Here is a 15,915-nt window from a genome sequence, read left to right on the forward strand (position 1 = left end):
CACGGGCGGGGCGATGGCCCGCGCACGCCGGACGTAGGGCTCCGGCCGGTCGGACAGGGCGGTCCCGCCGCGCGGCGCACCACCGATCCTCCAAACGGCGACGCTGACCGAGGGAGTGCACGGCTTCGACGCTGGCAGGAGCTAGGCGGCCTCGCCGAGGTACTGCCATCGTGCTTCGGGGTTGAGGGCGCCGTCGAGGACGAGCGCTAGAGCTGCACGATGGTCGGCACGTGTAGCCGTCCGGGGGTAGCGGGGCCAGACGCGCTCGCCAGCGGTGGGTGCTGCGAAGAGGGGCCGGCTCGACACGGTGGGGCGTCGGGGGCGGGCTCGGGGAGTGGTGTGCATCGTCGTGAGCTCGGCGTTCCACCAGGCCCAGACCTCCCGCTCGGCTTGGTACCGCTGTGCGCGGTCGACGAGGATCCCGGCGACGTCGACCGCACGCGCCGCGGCGTCCCGGAGGTCGCGGGCGGCTCGGGCCCATCCGTCTCTGTGGGTCTTGATGAGGCGGTGCTGGCGGAGCCGGCTGAGGATCGTCGCGGTGTGGCGCCTGCTCACGCCGAGGATGCGGGCAGCGCTGTCGCGGGTGAGGGCGGTGTGCTGGCCGAGTGTGGCGTAGAGCCTGCCGGCGAGGTGTCCAAGGCCGGGGCGGGTGAACAGATCGTGTCGCTGGTCGACGAGCTCGTGCTCGAGGAGAGCGACGAGCTCGGCGCGATGCGCGAAGAGTTCGGTCGGGGGGCGGGGGTTATCGATTGGTTGTGACCCAACTGCACCGTGAGCTGTGGAAACTCGCCAGGTCACCCGCCATTCGGCGGCGTTGCCGGCGTCGGCCGCGGTGACGCGGGCAACGAATCCGGCCTCCTGGAGGGCTTGGAGGGACCGCTGCGCGGTGCTGCGGCCAAGGCCCGCCATGAGGGCGAGATCCCGGATCGAGGCCGCGACGGTCCGCTTCCCGGTCTGCAGCGTGAGGTAGGTGAGCGCGGTGAGGATCGAGCGCCGAGAGGCGTCGGCCTCGCTGCGGCCCCACCGGCCGGGGGTGACCCGGAAGGACGTGAGGATGGCGTCGACGTCCGCGACGATCGCGTGGAGCTCCGTGAGGTCCTGAGGCTCGCGGCGGGCCGGGAGCGGCCGCTGTACGGCCGCGTACTGCTGGGCCTTGGTCCATTGCCGCTCCAGGCGCTCGCGCGCCTCGGAGGCGCTGCGGGTACGGCGGCCGCCGCGGCCGGTGTTCTTGGTCCGGTAGTGCTCCATGCCCGGCGCCGTCCGGGCGGCGTGCTCGACGTCGCCGAGGGTCCAGCCGGCGTTGGCGGCCGCGAGGAGGCACATGAAGCCCGTCCACGACGGGTTCCCGCCGCCGTCGATCGTGGCCATGTGCGCCGCGCCCGCACGGCTCAGCTCCCGGTGCGTCCGGTGGCGGACGTCGACGCGCCCGGACGGGGCGCTGTCGGCCGCGCGCGGCGCCGGCGCCCGCTCGAGGAGAAGCGCGGTGAGCGCGTCCAGGTCGGCCGGCGTCGTCGACGGCGCCAGGAGCACGTCGACGTCGCCGGCGAGGATCGTCGACGACGAGCCGTCGCGGTGCGGGGACAGCGGGGGACGGGCGGCGCCCTCGGCCGGGTTGCGGAGCATCCCGTGGTCGAGCGTGCGGAAGCACGCGTGAGCGGCAGCCGCGAGGGCGCCGACGTGGGCGGCGTCGGCGCCGCCGTCGACGGCCACCCAGACGTGGCGGCCGCCGGCGGCAGAGGAGCGGCAGAGTACGTGTGCGATCGCGAGCTCGTCGAGCGTGCGCGAGAGCACGGCCGCCTGGTCCTGCGCCTGCTCCATCAGCTCCGCGACGACGCCCGTGCTGTCCTTGCCGTCGAAGTCGAAGCACAGCAGCCGGAACCGGCCGGCGGGATCCGCCAGGCGGATCGCCCACGGCGTCGACGGCGCCAAGGGGCCGAGCCGGTGCAGGCGCGGGTAGCTGTTGCCGTCCAGGCGGCCGTAGGCGTCATGGACCATCGCCCGCACCTGGTCGCGCGGGCTCAGGCGGCGCGTGAGGTCCCACGCAGCCGCGAATTCGGCGTGCGCAGGTGCATTTGGCGCGTCGTGCGCTATGCTCCTGGGCATAGAGAAGCCTCCCGTGAGGGCCGGTGGAACTTGATTAGCTCGAACCTCAGTGCTGGCAGGCGAGGAGGGTTTGAGCTACGAAACTTGCAGGAGCCCGTCGCGCAAGCGGCGGGCTCCTTCGTTTAAGCGACGTCTGCGATCGGCAGCTCCTCGTAGGTGGAGTGGGAGACCGGCTTGGGGGCCAGGTCAGGCATCTGGACGTCGCGCGCGATGAGCGCGGCGATGTAGTCACTCATCGACGGATAGCCGAGCTCGACCCTGCGCTTCTGGGCTGCCTTCGTGACAGGCAGGAGTGGTCGCGTGCCGAGGAGAAGGCGCTCTCCCTTGCTTGGGTTTGACATGAGGCGATCCTCTCGTGGCGCTGTTACAGGTTGGGGGACGCGGTGCGGTGTGTCGGCATGTTGATCGCTTACCGATCCAACGCTAGCCCACGTATGGGGTTGGCCGGGGATTTCGTCGTCACGCGCGGATCAAGGCGTCAGTGAGCGACCGCCTCGCGTGCAGAGATGTCAGTACGGGCATACTCGCCGCTCGGTCGACGCATCAGGACGCCATAGGCGGTCAGCGTGCGGATGACACGAGCGAGGCGCATTACGTCGACGCCCGTCCGGCGCTCCAGGTCGCTGAGCGCCAGGGGCCCGCAGTCGAGAGCGCGCATGGTCTCGACGCCCTCGACGGTATTGAGTGCCAGTTGCAGATCGATACAGGAGCGCTCAGCCATAGTGATCCCCTCGTGCAGTTGAGGCCGTTCCCAGCAGGCTCCCGAGATCAGGTAGTCTGGCAAGACGGTTACGTTTGGCAAGACCGTAACAGACAGCCACCGACTCTTCGACCCTCTGGAGATGACATGCCGCTCGCCCCCCAGGCCCTTCCTGGAGCCCTCACGCGATCGCTCGGACGCGTCCTCCGCGGACGCATGGTCGACCGCGCAGTCTCGCTCGCTGAGGCGGCACGAGCAGTCGACGTCTCCGAGGGACAGCTCTCTCGCATGCTGCACGGGAAGCGCCGGATGGACGTCGAGCAACTGGACGTCCTATGCCGGTTCCTCGAGGTCGATGCGGTCGAGACGCTGCGCGCCGCGAAGACCGGAACGCTGACAGCAGCCGAGACCGCGCCGGCAGCCGGGGTCGAGGCCCACGACGACCCGCGAGAGCTCGCCCGGCGCATTCGGGCGATCTCTCGCCTACGCCGGGAAGGGGGCTACGGCACCGTGGCGACGGCGGCCGCGCGCGTTGGCATCGAGCTGTCGCAGAACGAGTGGCACGACCTCCTCGACGGCGAAGTGGGCGCCCTCCCGTCTCACGAGCTGCTCGGCGCGATCAGCTCCGCTCTCGGCGTGCCCCGTGACTACCTGACGTCCGGAGACCAGGAGTTCGCCGCACGGGTAGAGGCTGAGGAGGAGCTAGCGCACGCCATGCGCACGTCTGGGACGCTACGGATCGCGGCTCGCAACCTGTCGAGCCTCAGCCCCGATGAGATCCTGGCCATTGCCAAGCTCGTCCGGGACAGTGATCCAGGAGGGAATCACGAGTGAGCATCCGGCCGGCCGAAGATGAGTACAACGGCGAACCGTTCAACGTCACGGCGGCCGTCTCGACCATGATCGACCGGCTCGCCCTTGAGCCGGGCATGTCAATTAAGGAAGTCGTCGATAGCGTCTCGGCAATCTACCGAAAGCCCATCGTTCTGCATGCCGTGTCAGACACCCGACTCCGGCAGCTCACGGGCCTTTTCCGCGACACCCCGAGCCGCGGATATGTCTCGTTCCGGCTATCCGACCCTCTGTCCTATCAGCTCCACTGCATCTGCCACGAGCTCGGGCATGCAGCCTTCCAGCACGAGGACTGTGACGTCCTGCGGGGAACGGGTATCGACTTGACTGACGGCGGCACGCTGGGGGAGCGAGTCATCGGCGCCCGCGGGCGTGGGCTCACCCGCAGCGTCTCCGAGCTCGTCGCCGAAGAGTTCGCTTACCGACTCATGACGCACCTTCTTGGTGCTGAGCTAGAAACCGAGGAGGACGTCTTCGGATGATGGGCTCAATCCCCGACGAAGCCCTGGTGTGGGTGAAGCTCGCGATCATCGCGTCGCTCGCGATCTGCGCCGCGCTCCTCGTAGGCCGGGCGTTCGGGTCGAGCCAGGATCCGGCCCGCCGGCCGGCCTGGATCGCGTCGCTCTTCGGCCTGATCGGCATGCTGACGCTCGGGGTGCTGTTTCCGCTGCGATGGGTCGACGCCGTTCTCGGTGGGGCCAACTTCTGGAACCTCGCACAGGCCCTATGCGCGACCATCGCCTTCTGGTTCTTCTACCAGGCGACCCGTCTGGGAGCGGGCCAGCCCCGCCGAGCGCGCCCCTGGTGGGTCGCGCTGTGCGCCGTACTCATCAGTGAGGCGGTATTCTTCGCGTTCATCCAGGACCGCGGCACGACATCGGAGACATTCGTCCGCGATCACATCACAGACCCCGCGTGCTACGCGTATCTCATGCTCTACATCGTGACGCTCGGAATACTGTCGGGTCGCTCCGCGGCGATCCGGGCAAAGAAACTGCGCGGCGTATCCGCGGTGTTCTTCGCCGGATTCGCGCTCGTTGCGATCGCAGCCGCAACGCATGTCGTGTACCTGACCGATGCGCATTTCGAGCTGGGGGATGCCGCACAGAACGAGGACCTGCGCGGCCTGTTCTACGTGATCTTCGGCCCCGGCGTGCTGCTCTTGATGGCCGCATTCGCGATCGTCTTCATCCAGCGGCAGCGGAAGGTCTTGCAGCCCGTGTGGCGCGTGCGCGCGCTCCGCCTTGCGCTCATCCGTCGGAAAGTGACCGACGTGCCGCTGACGCTCTCCGGTGCCGTGGGTGCCGTCGTCGGCGCCGAGCCACGTGCGCGGGTCTACTCGGAGTCGACCAGCCTCTACGACGCCACGAACGAGGAGAACGCGCTGCTGACGTCGAGCGAGCGGCGGCTCCTCGAACGCACCAACTCCGGGATCCTGCGGCACCTCGGCGTCGAGGACGAGCTCCGCGCCATCGCCGAGGTCGTCCGGTGACGGCGCTGTCGACGGCCGCATGGGGTATCAGCCTCGCGGCTGGCGCTGCGCTCGGCGCGGGCGCTCTCGCTGCCGATGTGGCGCTCATGCGGAGGCTCGTCCTCCGCGGGCGCACGAAGGTCATTCCCGTCACGGTCGACATCGCGCGGCACTCGATCCGGGTGCCTGCGACGGACGCAACGCGGATGCCGGGGGAGTACGGCGTCTGGGTGAACGGGTCCCGCGGGCACCTACGCGTCGGGGACGTGCTCGTCGATCGGTCCGACGTCGTGGAACGGCGCATCCTGGAGTCGTACGGCGATCTCTGTGACATCACGGAGGGTCGCTGGACGGGGCACACGTTCGCGCACGCCGCGTCGACGGGGTTGAGCTTCCGGGAGGTCGACGTCGCCGTGGAAGACGGCAAGCGGCCGGCTTGGGTGCTTCCCGCCGGTGACGGGCGCCGGTGGGCGTTGCACCTCCACGGCATCAAGTCGTCGCGCGCATCCGCGCTGCGGTCTGTGCCGATCGCCGCCGAGCTCGCGATGACCTCGCTCGTGCCGGCGTTCTACGGCGATGTCGACGGCGACGCGGCCGCTGGCGCCGCCGCTCGGGGATCCACGCTGGGCATCCGCGAGGCGCGGGACGTGGATGCTGCCATCGCGTTCGCGGTCGAGAGCGGAGCGGAAGAGATCGTCCTCTTCGGCTGGTCGATGGGTGCGACGATCGCGCTCCTGCTGGCCGAGTCGTCGAGGTTCCGCGACCGCATCACGCAGCTCGTCCTCATCGGGCCTGCGGTGAGCTGGCGGTCGTCGATTGCACGCGGCATCGCGGCGGCCCGGCTGCCGGCGTGGGTGGGTCCGCCCTTGTACCGGTCCCTCGAAACGCGTGGGCTGAGCAAGCTCGCACGGATGGAGGAGCCCACGTCGTTCGAGCGACTGGACTGGCTACGCGCGGACCGGCCGGTACCCGTCCCGACGCTCGTCCTACACTCCGCCGGCGACACGGACAACGAGCTCGGAGAGAGTCACGAGCTCGCGCGCTTGAACCCGTCAACGGTGGACGTCTGCGAGTTCCCGCCGGTCCCTCACCTCATGGAGTGGAACGCGCATCGGGAGCTGTTCGAGCGCGTCGTACGCGACCGCCTCAGGCCGTAGCGTCCGCGCCGTGCTCGGCCCGCAGCTCGCGGAGACGCTGCTCCGCGAGGTCACGCAACGTCTTGTTGTCGGCGGCGTCGCGCAAGGCCAGCTCGAGCTGCTGCTCCATGGTCCGCGGCCGCGAGGGGTTCGTGTAGTTGTGCCAGGCGAGGTCCAGCTCCCACCCGCGGTAGTGGTTGCGCGAATACATGCCGTTCTGCTGTCGAGTTGCTCCGTCTCCGACCTGGGCGTCGCGACCGTACTCGACCGTGATGACGCCGTAGTCCTCCAACTCCTTGAGGAGCCGGCCGAGCGAACCGTAGGGAATGCCGGTCTCTCGGGCGATGAGCCCGCGGGTGGCGCCGGTCACAGTGTCGAGGTAGCGCAGCACTTCGGCGCGCGAACGATTGCCGTTCACCAGGATTGCTATCTCGACGTCCACGGGCCTCGGTTCCGGGGTTGGCCACTCGACTCTTGGAGACATGCGCTCCATTTTCCTTGCTGGAGGCCCCAAGAGTCGCCGCGACACCTCCTGCTTAATCAGCCCTGCGCACTTTCCGATGACTGACCAAGCGTCGGTGAGTCTATTATGCACACTTCTTCACTCGCTAAGGATGTGCTTGTGAGTCGGTTACCGATACACTAGATATCGCAGTAACACCACTTGAGAGGAGTCCTGATGACCGATCCAGGTCAAGGCAAAGCCCCGTCTACGCCGCTGGCACCGCCCGAGGCATCCGAGGCACCCGAGGCACCCGAGGAGATCGTCTTCGGTCGCGCGCCCGCGCACGCTGAGGGAGAGGCAGACCGGGCCACCACGGGATTCCGTGGGGTTCTGTCGAGCCTCGGCATCCCCATGAAGCCGAGCGCCGCAGAAGCAGCCGCGAGACAGCGAGTCGCGGCGCTCGAGGAGAACCAGACGACCATCCGACAGGCCACGTGGACGCGTGCCGTCTCTGTACTCGTCGCAAATCCCAAGGGCGGCGCCGGCAAGACCCCGACCTCGCTGTGCCTGGCTGGCGTCCTCGCGTCACTACGCGGGAACGTGGTCATCGTCGAGGTCTCGGACGACCCCGGCAAGCTCCTGTTCCGCGCCGAGCACGAGCGCACCCCCGCTCTGGGTCTCGGCGAGCTCGTGCGCGACGTCGACCAGATCACCACCGCGGGCCAGCTCGCGGGCTATACGGCGCCCCAGACGACGCGAGCACACGTCATCGGGACCCCGGGCCGGCGGGCCCCCCTGGATGGCGAGGCCGTGCGTCGCGTCGTGGCGAAGCTCGACGATTTCTACAGCGTCCGCGTCATGGACTCCGGCAACCAGTACACCTCGAGCGCGTTCGTGGCCGCGTTGAAGGCCACCGACGTGCTGGTCATCCCCATCACCGCCGGGGGAGACGCCGCCACCGATGCTCGACTCCTGCTCGACGAGCTGCGCGACATGGGCGGGCACGCCGCCAACCTCGCCCGGCATGCCGTCGTGGTCCGTCTGATCGACGGACGGACCGAGCATGGACACGTTCTCGCGGACATCGAACGGATGCTCGACCTGTACGCGATCGAACACCGCCTGACGATCCCGTACGACCAGCACATCGCAGATCGGCAGCAGATCACGTTCGACCTCCTCGAGCGCGACACGCAAGAGGCTTTCACGGCCCTCGGCGCGGTCGTGGTCCGACAGCTCCAACGCGCGGTCGCGCCGGTCCTCAGCATGCGCCCGCGCGGACCTCACCGTGCCGCCGCGACGGCCCCTCGAGCGAAGCCGGCCGAGCCGCCATACCCGGAGCCGGCGGCACCGCCCGTGTCCGCCCGCTCGGCCGCCGCACCAGCTCTCGCCGCGCTTCCCGCATCTTCCCAGGGGGTAGATGAACACGAGGACAACAGCCTCTCGGCCATCTTCACCTCCGCGGCCGCCTCATCATCCTTCGCGGAGGGCACCGCACCACTCACTACTCCGCTGGATGGATCCGCGGACACCGGAAAGGTCACCTCATGAACGACATCATCACCGCAGCGGGCGACTGCGCCGCCGATAACATCATGTGTGGCGTCAAGCCGAACTTTGACTGGCTCGGCCCCGACTTTCGCAACCTCACCGTGATCGCTCTCGGCGGATTCATGGGCCTCGCTCTGTTTGCCCTCGCCTTCTTGCTCATCAAAGCTATTCTTGGTCTACGAAACGCTAAACGAACCAAGAAGCCCCAGGAAGCCGAAGACGCGCGAAACGTCATCATCGGCACTTCGGCCGCGATCATCGGGGTCATAGTGTTGCCTATCCTGTTCGGTGCTCTCGTCACGATTCCCACAAAATGAGACGCGCTCCTCGACGGTCAGGCCGCATGGGCTGGTGGGCGATCGGCACGATCGCGACCCTGCTTATCGTCGGCTCCATTGTGGCGACCCTCGCCCTCCGCGGCGGACCAGAGTCCATCTCGTCCCCCACCCCTTCTAGCACGCCGACGGGCGAGGCATCGGTCTCTGACACTGCAATGGGTGCAAACGGTTGTCTCGCCGGACCCGGCATCACAGCAGAGCAGCTCAGGCAGATCCGTGCCAAGAAAGACTTCACTCCGAATGGAGCCGTCGAGTTCCTCGGGGCACTGGTCCAATTTTACACCGCGGCCGACCCTAATTATCGGTCCGGAGTTGAACAGGTGACAGCGGAAATGACTACCGGCACCGCGCAAGCGGATTTCGCTTCGATCACTTCGAGCATCGCTCCTGACGATGGGAACACGCACGCCTCGTTCCTCGGCGAGGGTTACTACAAGGTGGTAGCTGCGACAGCACAGGAGGTAACGGTGGATATCACCGCGGAGCAGCTTCGCAATGGTTCACCCATTCCCGGCGACACGCACGGCACCGTATACGGCGGCGAACGCTACACGGTCACGCCGGCAGCGGACGGGTGGGTCCTCACCTCCACGGGGACACCGGACCAATCCGTGCAGCAGATGATCGAAACCGGGCAGCGATTCCAAGGAGGTTGCTGATGGCTGAGTGCATTCCCGCGCTTAAGAGCGTGTGTGATGTTGGCGATGCGATTGGCAAAGCCACGCAGCTTGAGTTCAACGCCGGCACGGGCCTCGTCAAGGGCACAGTGCAGGCAATTGCGTTCAGTCAGGACCCCCTGGGGTGGCTGGTCCAGAAGATGCAGGAGGGCATCCATGGAATCGGCGCAGTTATGATCCCCTACGCACTCAAAGTCCTGGAACCCGATTACTCGCTTGAATGGTGGCGCGACTCGTACGCGATTTCATTCGGTGTTGCGATTCTCATACTCGCATTCATTCTGATCGCCGTCACCGTCCGACGCGTTCGGGGTGATATAGGCCCCAAGGCTATTGTTCAATCTTTTTTCTATGCCGTGCCTGCATTCATAATCTTTGCATTCGCTGGACCCATCTTGGGGGCTGCTGTCACCAAGTTCTTCGTGGGCTTGTCTTCAGCGCTGGCAGTTAACTTGCTCGATACCACGACAGGGGACTTCTATACGTCGCTGGCGGATCGAGCGAGTTCGGGTGACGCTGCGAAGCTCGTGGGCAGCGCAATGATTTCGATGCTGGTGCTGTCAATTCTGTTCCTCGCGTTGATTGGGGTTTTCTTCATCCTCGTGGTGCAGGTGGCCACGCAGTATCTCATTGGTGCGCTTATTCCTCTGGGGCTGGTGTGGATGGCACATCCCGACACCCGGCATAACGCGAAGGTCGGGCCGCTGATCTGGGTCTCGATTCTGGCGTCTCACGTGCTCCTCATTCTCGTGCTCGGGTACGCATTCAAAGCGATTGACGGCCTTCTTCTCAAAGCGACCGACGACGCTATTTCGGATCCAATGCGCACGTTCGTGAACCTGGCCGTGCCGACGGTTCTCATGGCGATGGTGGTTTTCGCGCCCATGGGGCTCATGCGGTTGGCGAAGTTCACGAAGCCGGGCGGGGGCGGGGGGCAGTCCCGATCGGGCGGCCTCAGCACCCCGAACCAGGCCCCCCAGCCGGGTCGCCAGGTGCTCAACGCTCAGCAGACGGCAGACAACCAGTCCCGATCGGCTGAGCGCCGAGCGTCTAACGAGCCGTCGTCGGACGCTCCTGCCACGATGTCGTCGCAGGCGGCGAGCACAGGCCGACGGGCTGGAACCGAGGCCGCCTCGACGGCCGGCAAGGGCGCGACCGTGGCGGGCGGGGGCGCCGCCGCTGGTGGAGGCATGGCGACTGCGGGAGCGGCGGCCACTGCAACAGGCGTGGGCGCCCCGCTGGGGATGTCGATGCTCATCCTCGATGCAGCGGTGAAGGTCGCGCATCATGCGTCGAAGGCGGCCGAACAAGCCGCCCACCAGGCGGCTGACGCCGGCGACCACAGGGAGAACTGATGCGCGTCTCGTATCTCGGTGGTGACAGCGCACACCGCGGCTTCCTCGGCGCTCGCGTCTCGAAAGCGCGGCTCTGGTCGGTCGGGGTGGCAGCCGTCATCGCGCTCACGACGGCCGTGTTCTTCCAGATCGCCGGCGTGGTGCTGCTCGTCGTTCTGCCGTCGATCGCGTGGCTGCTCACGATGTCGACGGAGAACGGCACTCCGCTGCACCGATACCTCAACCGGCGCCGGTGGAAAGAGCGCCAGAAGCGCGGAACGACCAACTTCCTCCCGTACACGGAGGAGGGGTGGCAGGCGCTCGTCGACGCCTGGGACGAAGCTCTGCGCGGGGAGCGCGCGGAGGCTGAGCGGCGACTTCATGCCATGCGGGCCACCCCCGATGGCGTCGAGGGCATGACGTGGCTGCAAGACGGCCGCGGAATCCCAGGCATCCAGTGGCACCGCGAGCCCGGCAGGGAGGAGTACCTGGCCATCGTCGTCTCGACGACCGGCCAGGTGGAGGGCATCGAGACCGACGAGGTGTTCGACGCCGCCAGCGCCGGCTTCGGGGCGATCCTCAGCGCGCTCGGCTCGAGGGCGAGCCTGGCGAAGCGGGTCCAGCCCATCACGCGGGCACTGCCGGCGGATCCCGCTCGGCACGAGCAATGGGTCCTCGACAACGGCGATTCGGACGTGCCGGAGTCCATCCTGCGCTCGTACAAGGAGGTCATCGACATCGTGATGTCTGGCCAGCTCGTGCAGCGACCGATGTTCGTGATGTCGTTCCCGGTCACCGAGACCTTCCGGTCTCGAGCGACTCGCCGCGGACCGGGCCTGGATGGGTGGCGCGAGCTCATGCGAGACGAGATCCGCGGGGTTGAGCGGGCGATGTCCGCCGCGGGGTACCGCGATGTGCGCATCCTGTCCGCTCGGGCCACCGCGGCCGTGATCCGGCACATGCAGCACCCCGGATACGCCATGGACCGGGTCTCCGATGTCACCCCGACCACCGGGTGGCTGCCCTCGGAGGATCACTGGTCGTTCACCCGCTACGCCGGGGCGCCCATCGGCGGCGACGTGAGCCAGTCCCTCGCCCGCACGGCCCGCATATCGGCCGGGAACCTCGCCGTCATCGAACGCTCGAGCTTGTGGATGAGTCCCCTGTTGGGTGGGATGCATGAGCAGGTCGTTCGGACCATTGCATTTCATTTAGAAGTAATCCCCCAGGAAGCCTCGCGATTCCTGCATGAACAGGACATCACGTCCGACATTGCCGACAAGAACGCAAAGGCACGTGCCGGAGTTCTCGAGGACGCGACGTTGAAAGTCGAGGCGAAAGCAGCGACCCAGCGTTACGAGGACCTGATGCCGGGCACGGGATTCCACGGGTGCAACTGGGTCGGGTACATCACCGTCTCGGCTGGCACGGAGCGTGGGCTGCTCGACGCCTGCGAGCACATCGCCGAGGCCGCGTCTGACGCGGGCATCTCGCAGCTCGAGTGGTTAGACGTCCGGCAGTCCGCCGCGCACGCCTTCACCTGGCCCGTCGGGCGCGGAATTGTCCCGGCGAAGGCCACCGTCAGCGACCGCGTGCAGCAGTTCGCCGCGGGTAGAGAGCCCGAGGAGGCCCTATGAGCATCACGATCCGCACTCCCGTCGACGACCCGAACGAGTTGCCGTCTCGCCGGAGCGTGCTCGGCAAGCGTCGCCGACAGCCGGCCGCCCCCGACACGAGTCCCACCGCCGTGGTCGATGAGTACGCCATGCCCGAGCAGCCCGGCTGGATCCCGCGACGGAACCGGCTGCTGGATCGGCTCGGGTACTACGTCCCCGCATCAGCAGGGGCACCGACCACGACCCGCCAAGCGGAGATCCTGAACACGGCGATCATCGCCGCTCCCATGCAGTTTCAAGGCCTCCTCTCCGGGGTAGAGACCCTCTCGAAGACGCCCGCGACTAACGACCAGATCCAGGCATATCGAGACGGCAAGGTCGAATCTCCGAACGTCTGCACCCTGGGCGACGTCGGCGTGTACAAGTCCACGTTGATGAAGTGCGATTACGTGCTGCGCCCGCTGACGCTGGCGGGCCGCCGCGTGATCGTCGTCGACATCAAGCCCGCGGGGCCCTCCGCGGGCTGCGGTGAGTACACGGCGACCGCGGTGGAGATCGGCGTGACACCGATCCGGTGCGAGATCGGCGACACGACGTCCTCCACCCTGAACCTGTGCGACCCGAAGCTCCGTCTCACCCGCGAGGGAACGACCGGCGCGGGCGCGATCGGCATCCTCCTGCAAGCCGCCGCGATCCTGAACGAGAACACGGAGCTTGACCGGTTCGAGAAGAAGGCCGTCCGGGCCGCGCTGAAGCGTGCTGAGGCGCATGTGGCCGAGCTCGGCCGGGATGTGACCGTGATGGACGTGCTGCCGTACCTCGGCAACGTCGACGACATCGACGACTTCCGCGCCCTGCCCACGCACGCGAAGGACGCGATGTTCATGGCCGGGTACGGCGTGCGGGTGCTCCTGGAACGGCTTCCCGAGGAGCTCCCCGGTCTGTTCGACGGCGACACGAGCAGGTCGGTGAAGTTGGGCGAAAAGGCCACGTTCTTCGACTTCTCCCAACTCCCCGAGGACGGACCTGCCCGCTCCATCGGCATGATGCTCGCAAACGCGTGGACCATCGGCTCGATCCGCGCATCGGGCGGCAAGTTCCGCACGAACTTCTGCGTCGACGAGGGCTGGTTCCTCGTCGGCGGCCCGATGGGGAAGGTCATCCAGGCAAACTCCAAGGTGTCCCGCGCCAACGGCATGTCGAACATCGTGAATCTGCACCACCCGTCCGATGTGCCGGCGGATGACCCCGCGATCGCGTTCATCAAAGAGGCAGGAACGTTGCATCTGTTCCGGCAGTCCAAACGCGACGACGCCGAGATGGTCGCCAACCTCGCCGGGCTCAAGCCCGGCGCCGTCGAGCAGCTCATGACCCTGCCTGCTGGGCAGCACTTCAAGAAGGTGGGCACGGCCGCCGAGACGCGCGTGCGTCACGTGCGGTCCTCGCTCGAGGCCCGCGTCACCGACACCTCGCAGGGGCTCTTGGGCGAGAGGGAGGGCGCGTGATGCGAGCCCGGACCGCGCCCATCGTCGCGGTAGCCCTGGCGGCCGCGCTCGTGCTCGTCGGGTGCACGTCGGCGCCGGCGGCGGGGCCCGAGGACGCCGCGTCGTCTCCGGCGGCCGACGACGCGGCGTCCTCAGCCGGGGATCCGTCCGGCGTCCCGACCGTCGACGTCGGCGGCTTCACGCCGGCGCCCCCGGTCCCGGCGAACGGGATGGATGACCAGGACTCCGACGACGCTGTGGACGCCTCGTCGGCCGCCCCTGGCGACGTGATCCCGTCGGGTGACTCGATCACCCCTTCCATCGCGGCGAAAGCGGAGCTCACGGCGGCCGCGTTCGTCCGAGCCTTCACCCGGAAGGACATCACCGGGACGGGCTGGGCGGACGGCTATACGGGCTACCTGACGCCGTACTCGCAGACCGCCTACGCCGGCACCGGCACCGGCACCGGCACCGGCACCGGGCAGTCGAGCGTCCCGGGCACACGTGTTACTGGCTCGGCCGCGCTGGCGGAGCAGGGCACGAACACCATGACGTCGGCGACCATCACCGTGCCGACCGATGCCGGCACGTATCAGGTGCTCATGCTCGCAACCAACACGGGGGACTGGCTGGTGCAGCGCGCTCTCCTCCCCGGGACCACGCCGTGAAGGCCCTCGCGGGCTTCCTCGCCGCCCCGCTGGTGTTCGTCGCGGTCCTGCTCATGCTCATCGTCGGCGCGGGCGGGGGGAAGTCGGCGGCCTCCGCCGCAGCGTGCGGCACGGCCTCGGCTCCCGGAGTGTCCGCGGCCGGCGACCTGCCTGCGTCGGTGGGGCGTTGGTCCGGCGATCAGGTCCGCATGGCCGCGACGCTTCTGGACGCGGCCGCGAAGCTCGGCGCCAACCAGCAGGCACAGACCGTGCTCATCATGACCGCCATGGGCGAGTCGTCGCTGTCGAACCCGGACCACGGCGACGCCGTGGACAACAGCACCATCGGTGTCCTGCAACAGGGGGAGTCCTACGGTCCGCGGTCGGCGCGCTTGGATCCCGCCACCGCGGCCACCGCGTTCCTCACACGGCTCGTGAAGGTCCCGGACTGGGAGAGCTTGGAACCGACGCTCGCCGCGCACGCGGTGCAGGGCAACGCCGACCCGTATCACTACGCTCCCTTCTGGACGGATGCGCAGGCCGTCGTCGCCGCCGTGACCGGGAAGAAGGTCTCGTCTGGGTGCGCGGCGACCGCTAACGGCGAGCAGTCCGCGAAGACGCTGATCGCAGCGCGCGCGGCCGGCACGCTCACCGACTACAACCCCAAGATGCTCGACGAGCTCAACGGCATGGCCGACGGCACCGCTTCTGCGCAGTGCCAGATCGACCCGCGCGTGCTCCAGATCCTCGTCCTCGTCCTGAACAAGTACGGCTCCGTGGGCGTCAGCGACATCAACCGGCCCTGCGCCGGTGAGGGGCTGCACTGCGAGTACTCCGCCCATTGCACCTCGCCGTCGACGGCCGTCGACTTCAACAGCATCGGGGGACGGACGACGACCGGGGGAGACCCGGCGTCGCTCGAGCTGCTGGCGTACCTCGACACGATCATGCCCAAGGGCTCGCACGCGGGGCAGGTCCAGTGCCGGCCGGCGATGACGTTCCAGAACATCACCGCCTTCTCGGATCCGTGCACGCATCTGCACGTCGACGTCCGGGGCGCCACGGCTCCGCTGACCGCGACGCCGGGCGGATGACGGGCACGACGACGCTCTCGACCGCGAACCTCGCGGGTGGGGCGTGGACCATCATCAACACCGACGACCCGAGTCTCGTCACCGTGGCGATGTGGCTGAGCGACGCGATCGAGGAGCACACGGCCGCCGTCATCGCCGCGACCGGGCGACCTGTCGCGTTCGGCTACCAGCTCGACGGCGAAGACGTCGACGAGGACGTGTGCCTGGTCCGTGACCTGCACCGCCAGGTGGAGGAGAACTACCGCCACGCGACCCTCGCCGACCTCACCACCCGGAAGGACCGGTATTGGGTTCTCGCCCGCCTGGCCGCCTCCGGCGCCACCGAAGTGGCCCTCATCACGGGCGTGACGGCGCGCGTGGCCAAGAGGTTCACCGGCGACGAGCCCGACGCTCGGCTCGCTCGCGATCTGACCTACCGAGTGCACCACAGCGACGAAAGGAACCGCGCATGACCACCACAGCACCCG

Annotated in this window: 17 protein-coding genes; 13 read left to right on the forward strand and 4 right to left on the reverse strand. The window is 67.9% G+C overall.

The genetic code is table 11. From position 1 onward, the window contains the following. Window positions 1–141 precede the first annotated feature (141 nt). From ITJ40_RS16460 to ITJ40_RS16470, 3 genes are all read right to left on the reverse strand, one after another. The gene (locus ITJ40_RS16460; RefSeq protein WP_228512768.1) at window positions 142–1,995 is read right to left on the reverse strand and encodes a helix-turn-helix domain-containing protein; all 1,854 of its coding nucleotides are present in this window, start codon (window positions 1,993–1,995) and stop codon (window positions 142–144) included. A 230-nt stretch (window positions 1,996–2,225) separates the two neighbouring features. Further along, entirely contained in the window at window positions 2,226–2,444 is a 219-nt protein-coding gene (locus tag ITJ40_RS16465; RefSeq protein WP_194668109.1) for a toxin-antitoxin system, read from the reverse strand. Between the two features lie 137 nt (window positions 2,445–2,581). Continuing rightward, on the reverse strand, window positions 2,582–2,824 hold the full coding sequence (locus ITJ40_RS16470; RefSeq protein ID WP_194668110.1) for a hypothetical protein: 243 nt from the start codon (window positions 2,822–2,824) through the stop codon (window positions 2,582–2,584). 126 nt (window positions 2,825–2,950) lie between these two features. Between ITJ40_RS16470 and ITJ40_RS16475 the strand changes: the two genes are divergently transcribed. Genes ITJ40_RS16475 through ITJ40_RS16490 form a run of 4 tightly spaced genes read left to right on the forward strand, consistent with a single transcriptional unit; the run spans window position 2,951 to window position 6,283 of the window. Then, a complete protein-coding gene (locus ITJ40_RS16475; RefSeq protein ID WP_228512770.1) occupies window positions 2,951–3,637 on the forward strand; it encodes a helix-turn-helix transcriptional regulator in 687 nt (228 codons plus the stop codon). Next, window positions 3,634–4,137 (forward strand): hypothetical protein, encoded by a 504-nt coding sequence (locus ITJ40_RS16480; protein WP_194668112.1) that lies wholly within the window; start codon window positions 3,634–3,636, stop codon window positions 4,135–4,137. The genes ITJ40_RS16475 and ITJ40_RS16480 overlap by 4 nt, the downstream gene beginning before the upstream one ends. Further along, window positions 4,134–5,147, forward strand: coding sequence for a hypothetical protein (locus tag ITJ40_RS16485; RefSeq protein WP_194668113.1), 1,014 nt, complete (start codon window positions 4,134–4,136; stop codon window positions 5,145–5,147). The genes ITJ40_RS16480 and ITJ40_RS16485 overlap by 4 nt, the downstream gene beginning before the upstream one ends. Next, window positions 5,144–6,283 carry an alpha/beta fold hydrolase gene (locus tag ITJ40_RS16490; protein ID WP_194668114.1) on the forward strand — a complete coding sequence of 380 codons (1,140 nt, stop codon included), beginning with the start codon at window positions 5,144–5,146 and terminating at the stop codon, window positions 6,281–6,283. The genes ITJ40_RS16485 and ITJ40_RS16490 overlap by 4 nt, the downstream gene beginning before the upstream one ends. Here the strand turns inward: ITJ40_RS16490 and ITJ40_RS16495 are convergent. After that, entirely contained in the window at window positions 6,273–6,680 is a 408-nt protein-coding gene (locus ITJ40_RS16495; protein WP_194668115.1) for a helix-turn-helix transcriptional regulator, read from the reverse strand. The two genes, ITJ40_RS16490 and ITJ40_RS16495, sit on opposite strands and share 11 nt — an antisense overlap. A gap of 438 nt (window positions 6,681–7,118) precedes the next feature. Here ITJ40_RS16495 and ITJ40_RS16500 point away from each other — a divergent pair, with 438 nt between their 5' ends. From ITJ40_RS16500 to ITJ40_RS16540, 9 genes are read left to right on the forward strand one after another with little or no spacing between them, the layout of a single operon-like run. Then, entirely contained in the window at window positions 7,119–8,258 is a 1,140-nt protein-coding gene (locus ITJ40_RS16500) for a hypothetical protein (protein WP_194668116.1), read from the forward strand. After that, window positions 8,255–8,575: a hypothetical protein gene (locus tag ITJ40_RS16505; RefSeq protein WP_194668117.1), complete on the forward strand. Its 321-nt coding sequence runs from the start codon at window positions 8,255–8,257 to the stop codon at window positions 8,573–8,575. Before ITJ40_RS16500 ends, ITJ40_RS16505 begins: the two co-directional genes overlap by 4 nt. 26 nt (window positions 8,576–8,601) lie before the next feature. Next, the gene (locus ITJ40_RS16510) at window positions 8,602–9,255 is read left to right on the forward strand and encodes a hypothetical protein (protein WP_194668118.1); all 654 of its coding nucleotides are present in this window, start codon (window positions 8,602–8,604) and stop codon (window positions 9,253–9,255) included. Beyond that, entirely contained in the window at window positions 9,255–10,628 is a 1,374-nt protein-coding gene (locus ITJ40_RS16515) for a hypothetical protein (protein WP_194668119.1), read from the forward strand. The genes ITJ40_RS16510 and ITJ40_RS16515 overlap by 1 nt, the downstream gene beginning before the upstream one ends. Next, window positions 10,628–12,244 carry a hypothetical protein gene (locus tag ITJ40_RS16520; protein WP_194668120.1) on the forward strand — a complete coding sequence of 539 codons (1,617 nt, stop codon included), beginning with the start codon at window positions 10,628–10,630 and terminating at the stop codon, window positions 12,242–12,244. Before ITJ40_RS16515 ends, ITJ40_RS16520 begins: the two co-directional genes overlap by 1 nt. Further along, a complete protein-coding gene (locus ITJ40_RS16525; RefSeq protein ID WP_194668121.1) occupies window positions 12,241–13,728 on the forward strand; it encodes a hypothetical protein in 1,488 nt (495 codons plus the stop codon). The genes ITJ40_RS16520 and ITJ40_RS16525 overlap by 4 nt, the downstream gene beginning before the upstream one ends. Further along, complete coding sequence (locus ITJ40_RS16530) at window positions 13,725–14,375, forward strand: hypothetical protein (RefSeq protein ID WP_194668122.1); 651 nt, start codon at window positions 13,725–13,727, stop codon at window positions 14,373–14,375. Before ITJ40_RS16525 ends, ITJ40_RS16530 begins: the two co-directional genes overlap by 4 nt. After that, window positions 14,372–15,448: a hypothetical protein gene (locus ITJ40_RS16535; RefSeq protein WP_194668123.1), complete on the forward strand. Its 1,077-nt coding sequence runs from the start codon at window positions 14,372–14,374 to the stop codon at window positions 15,446–15,448. Before ITJ40_RS16530 ends, ITJ40_RS16535 begins: the two co-directional genes overlap by 4 nt. After that, complete coding sequence (locus ITJ40_RS16540) at window positions 15,445–15,900, forward strand: hypothetical protein (RefSeq protein WP_194668124.1); 456 nt, start codon at window positions 15,445–15,447, stop codon at window positions 15,898–15,900. The genes ITJ40_RS16535 and ITJ40_RS16540 overlap by 4 nt, the downstream gene beginning before the upstream one ends. The last annotated feature ends 15 nt before the right edge of the window (window positions 15,901–15,915 follow it).

Source organism: Clavibacter sp. VKM Ac-2872, from assembly GCF_015351105.1.
Classification (GTDB): Bacteria; Actinomycetota; Actinomycetes; order Actinomycetales; family Microbacteriaceae; genus Clavibacter.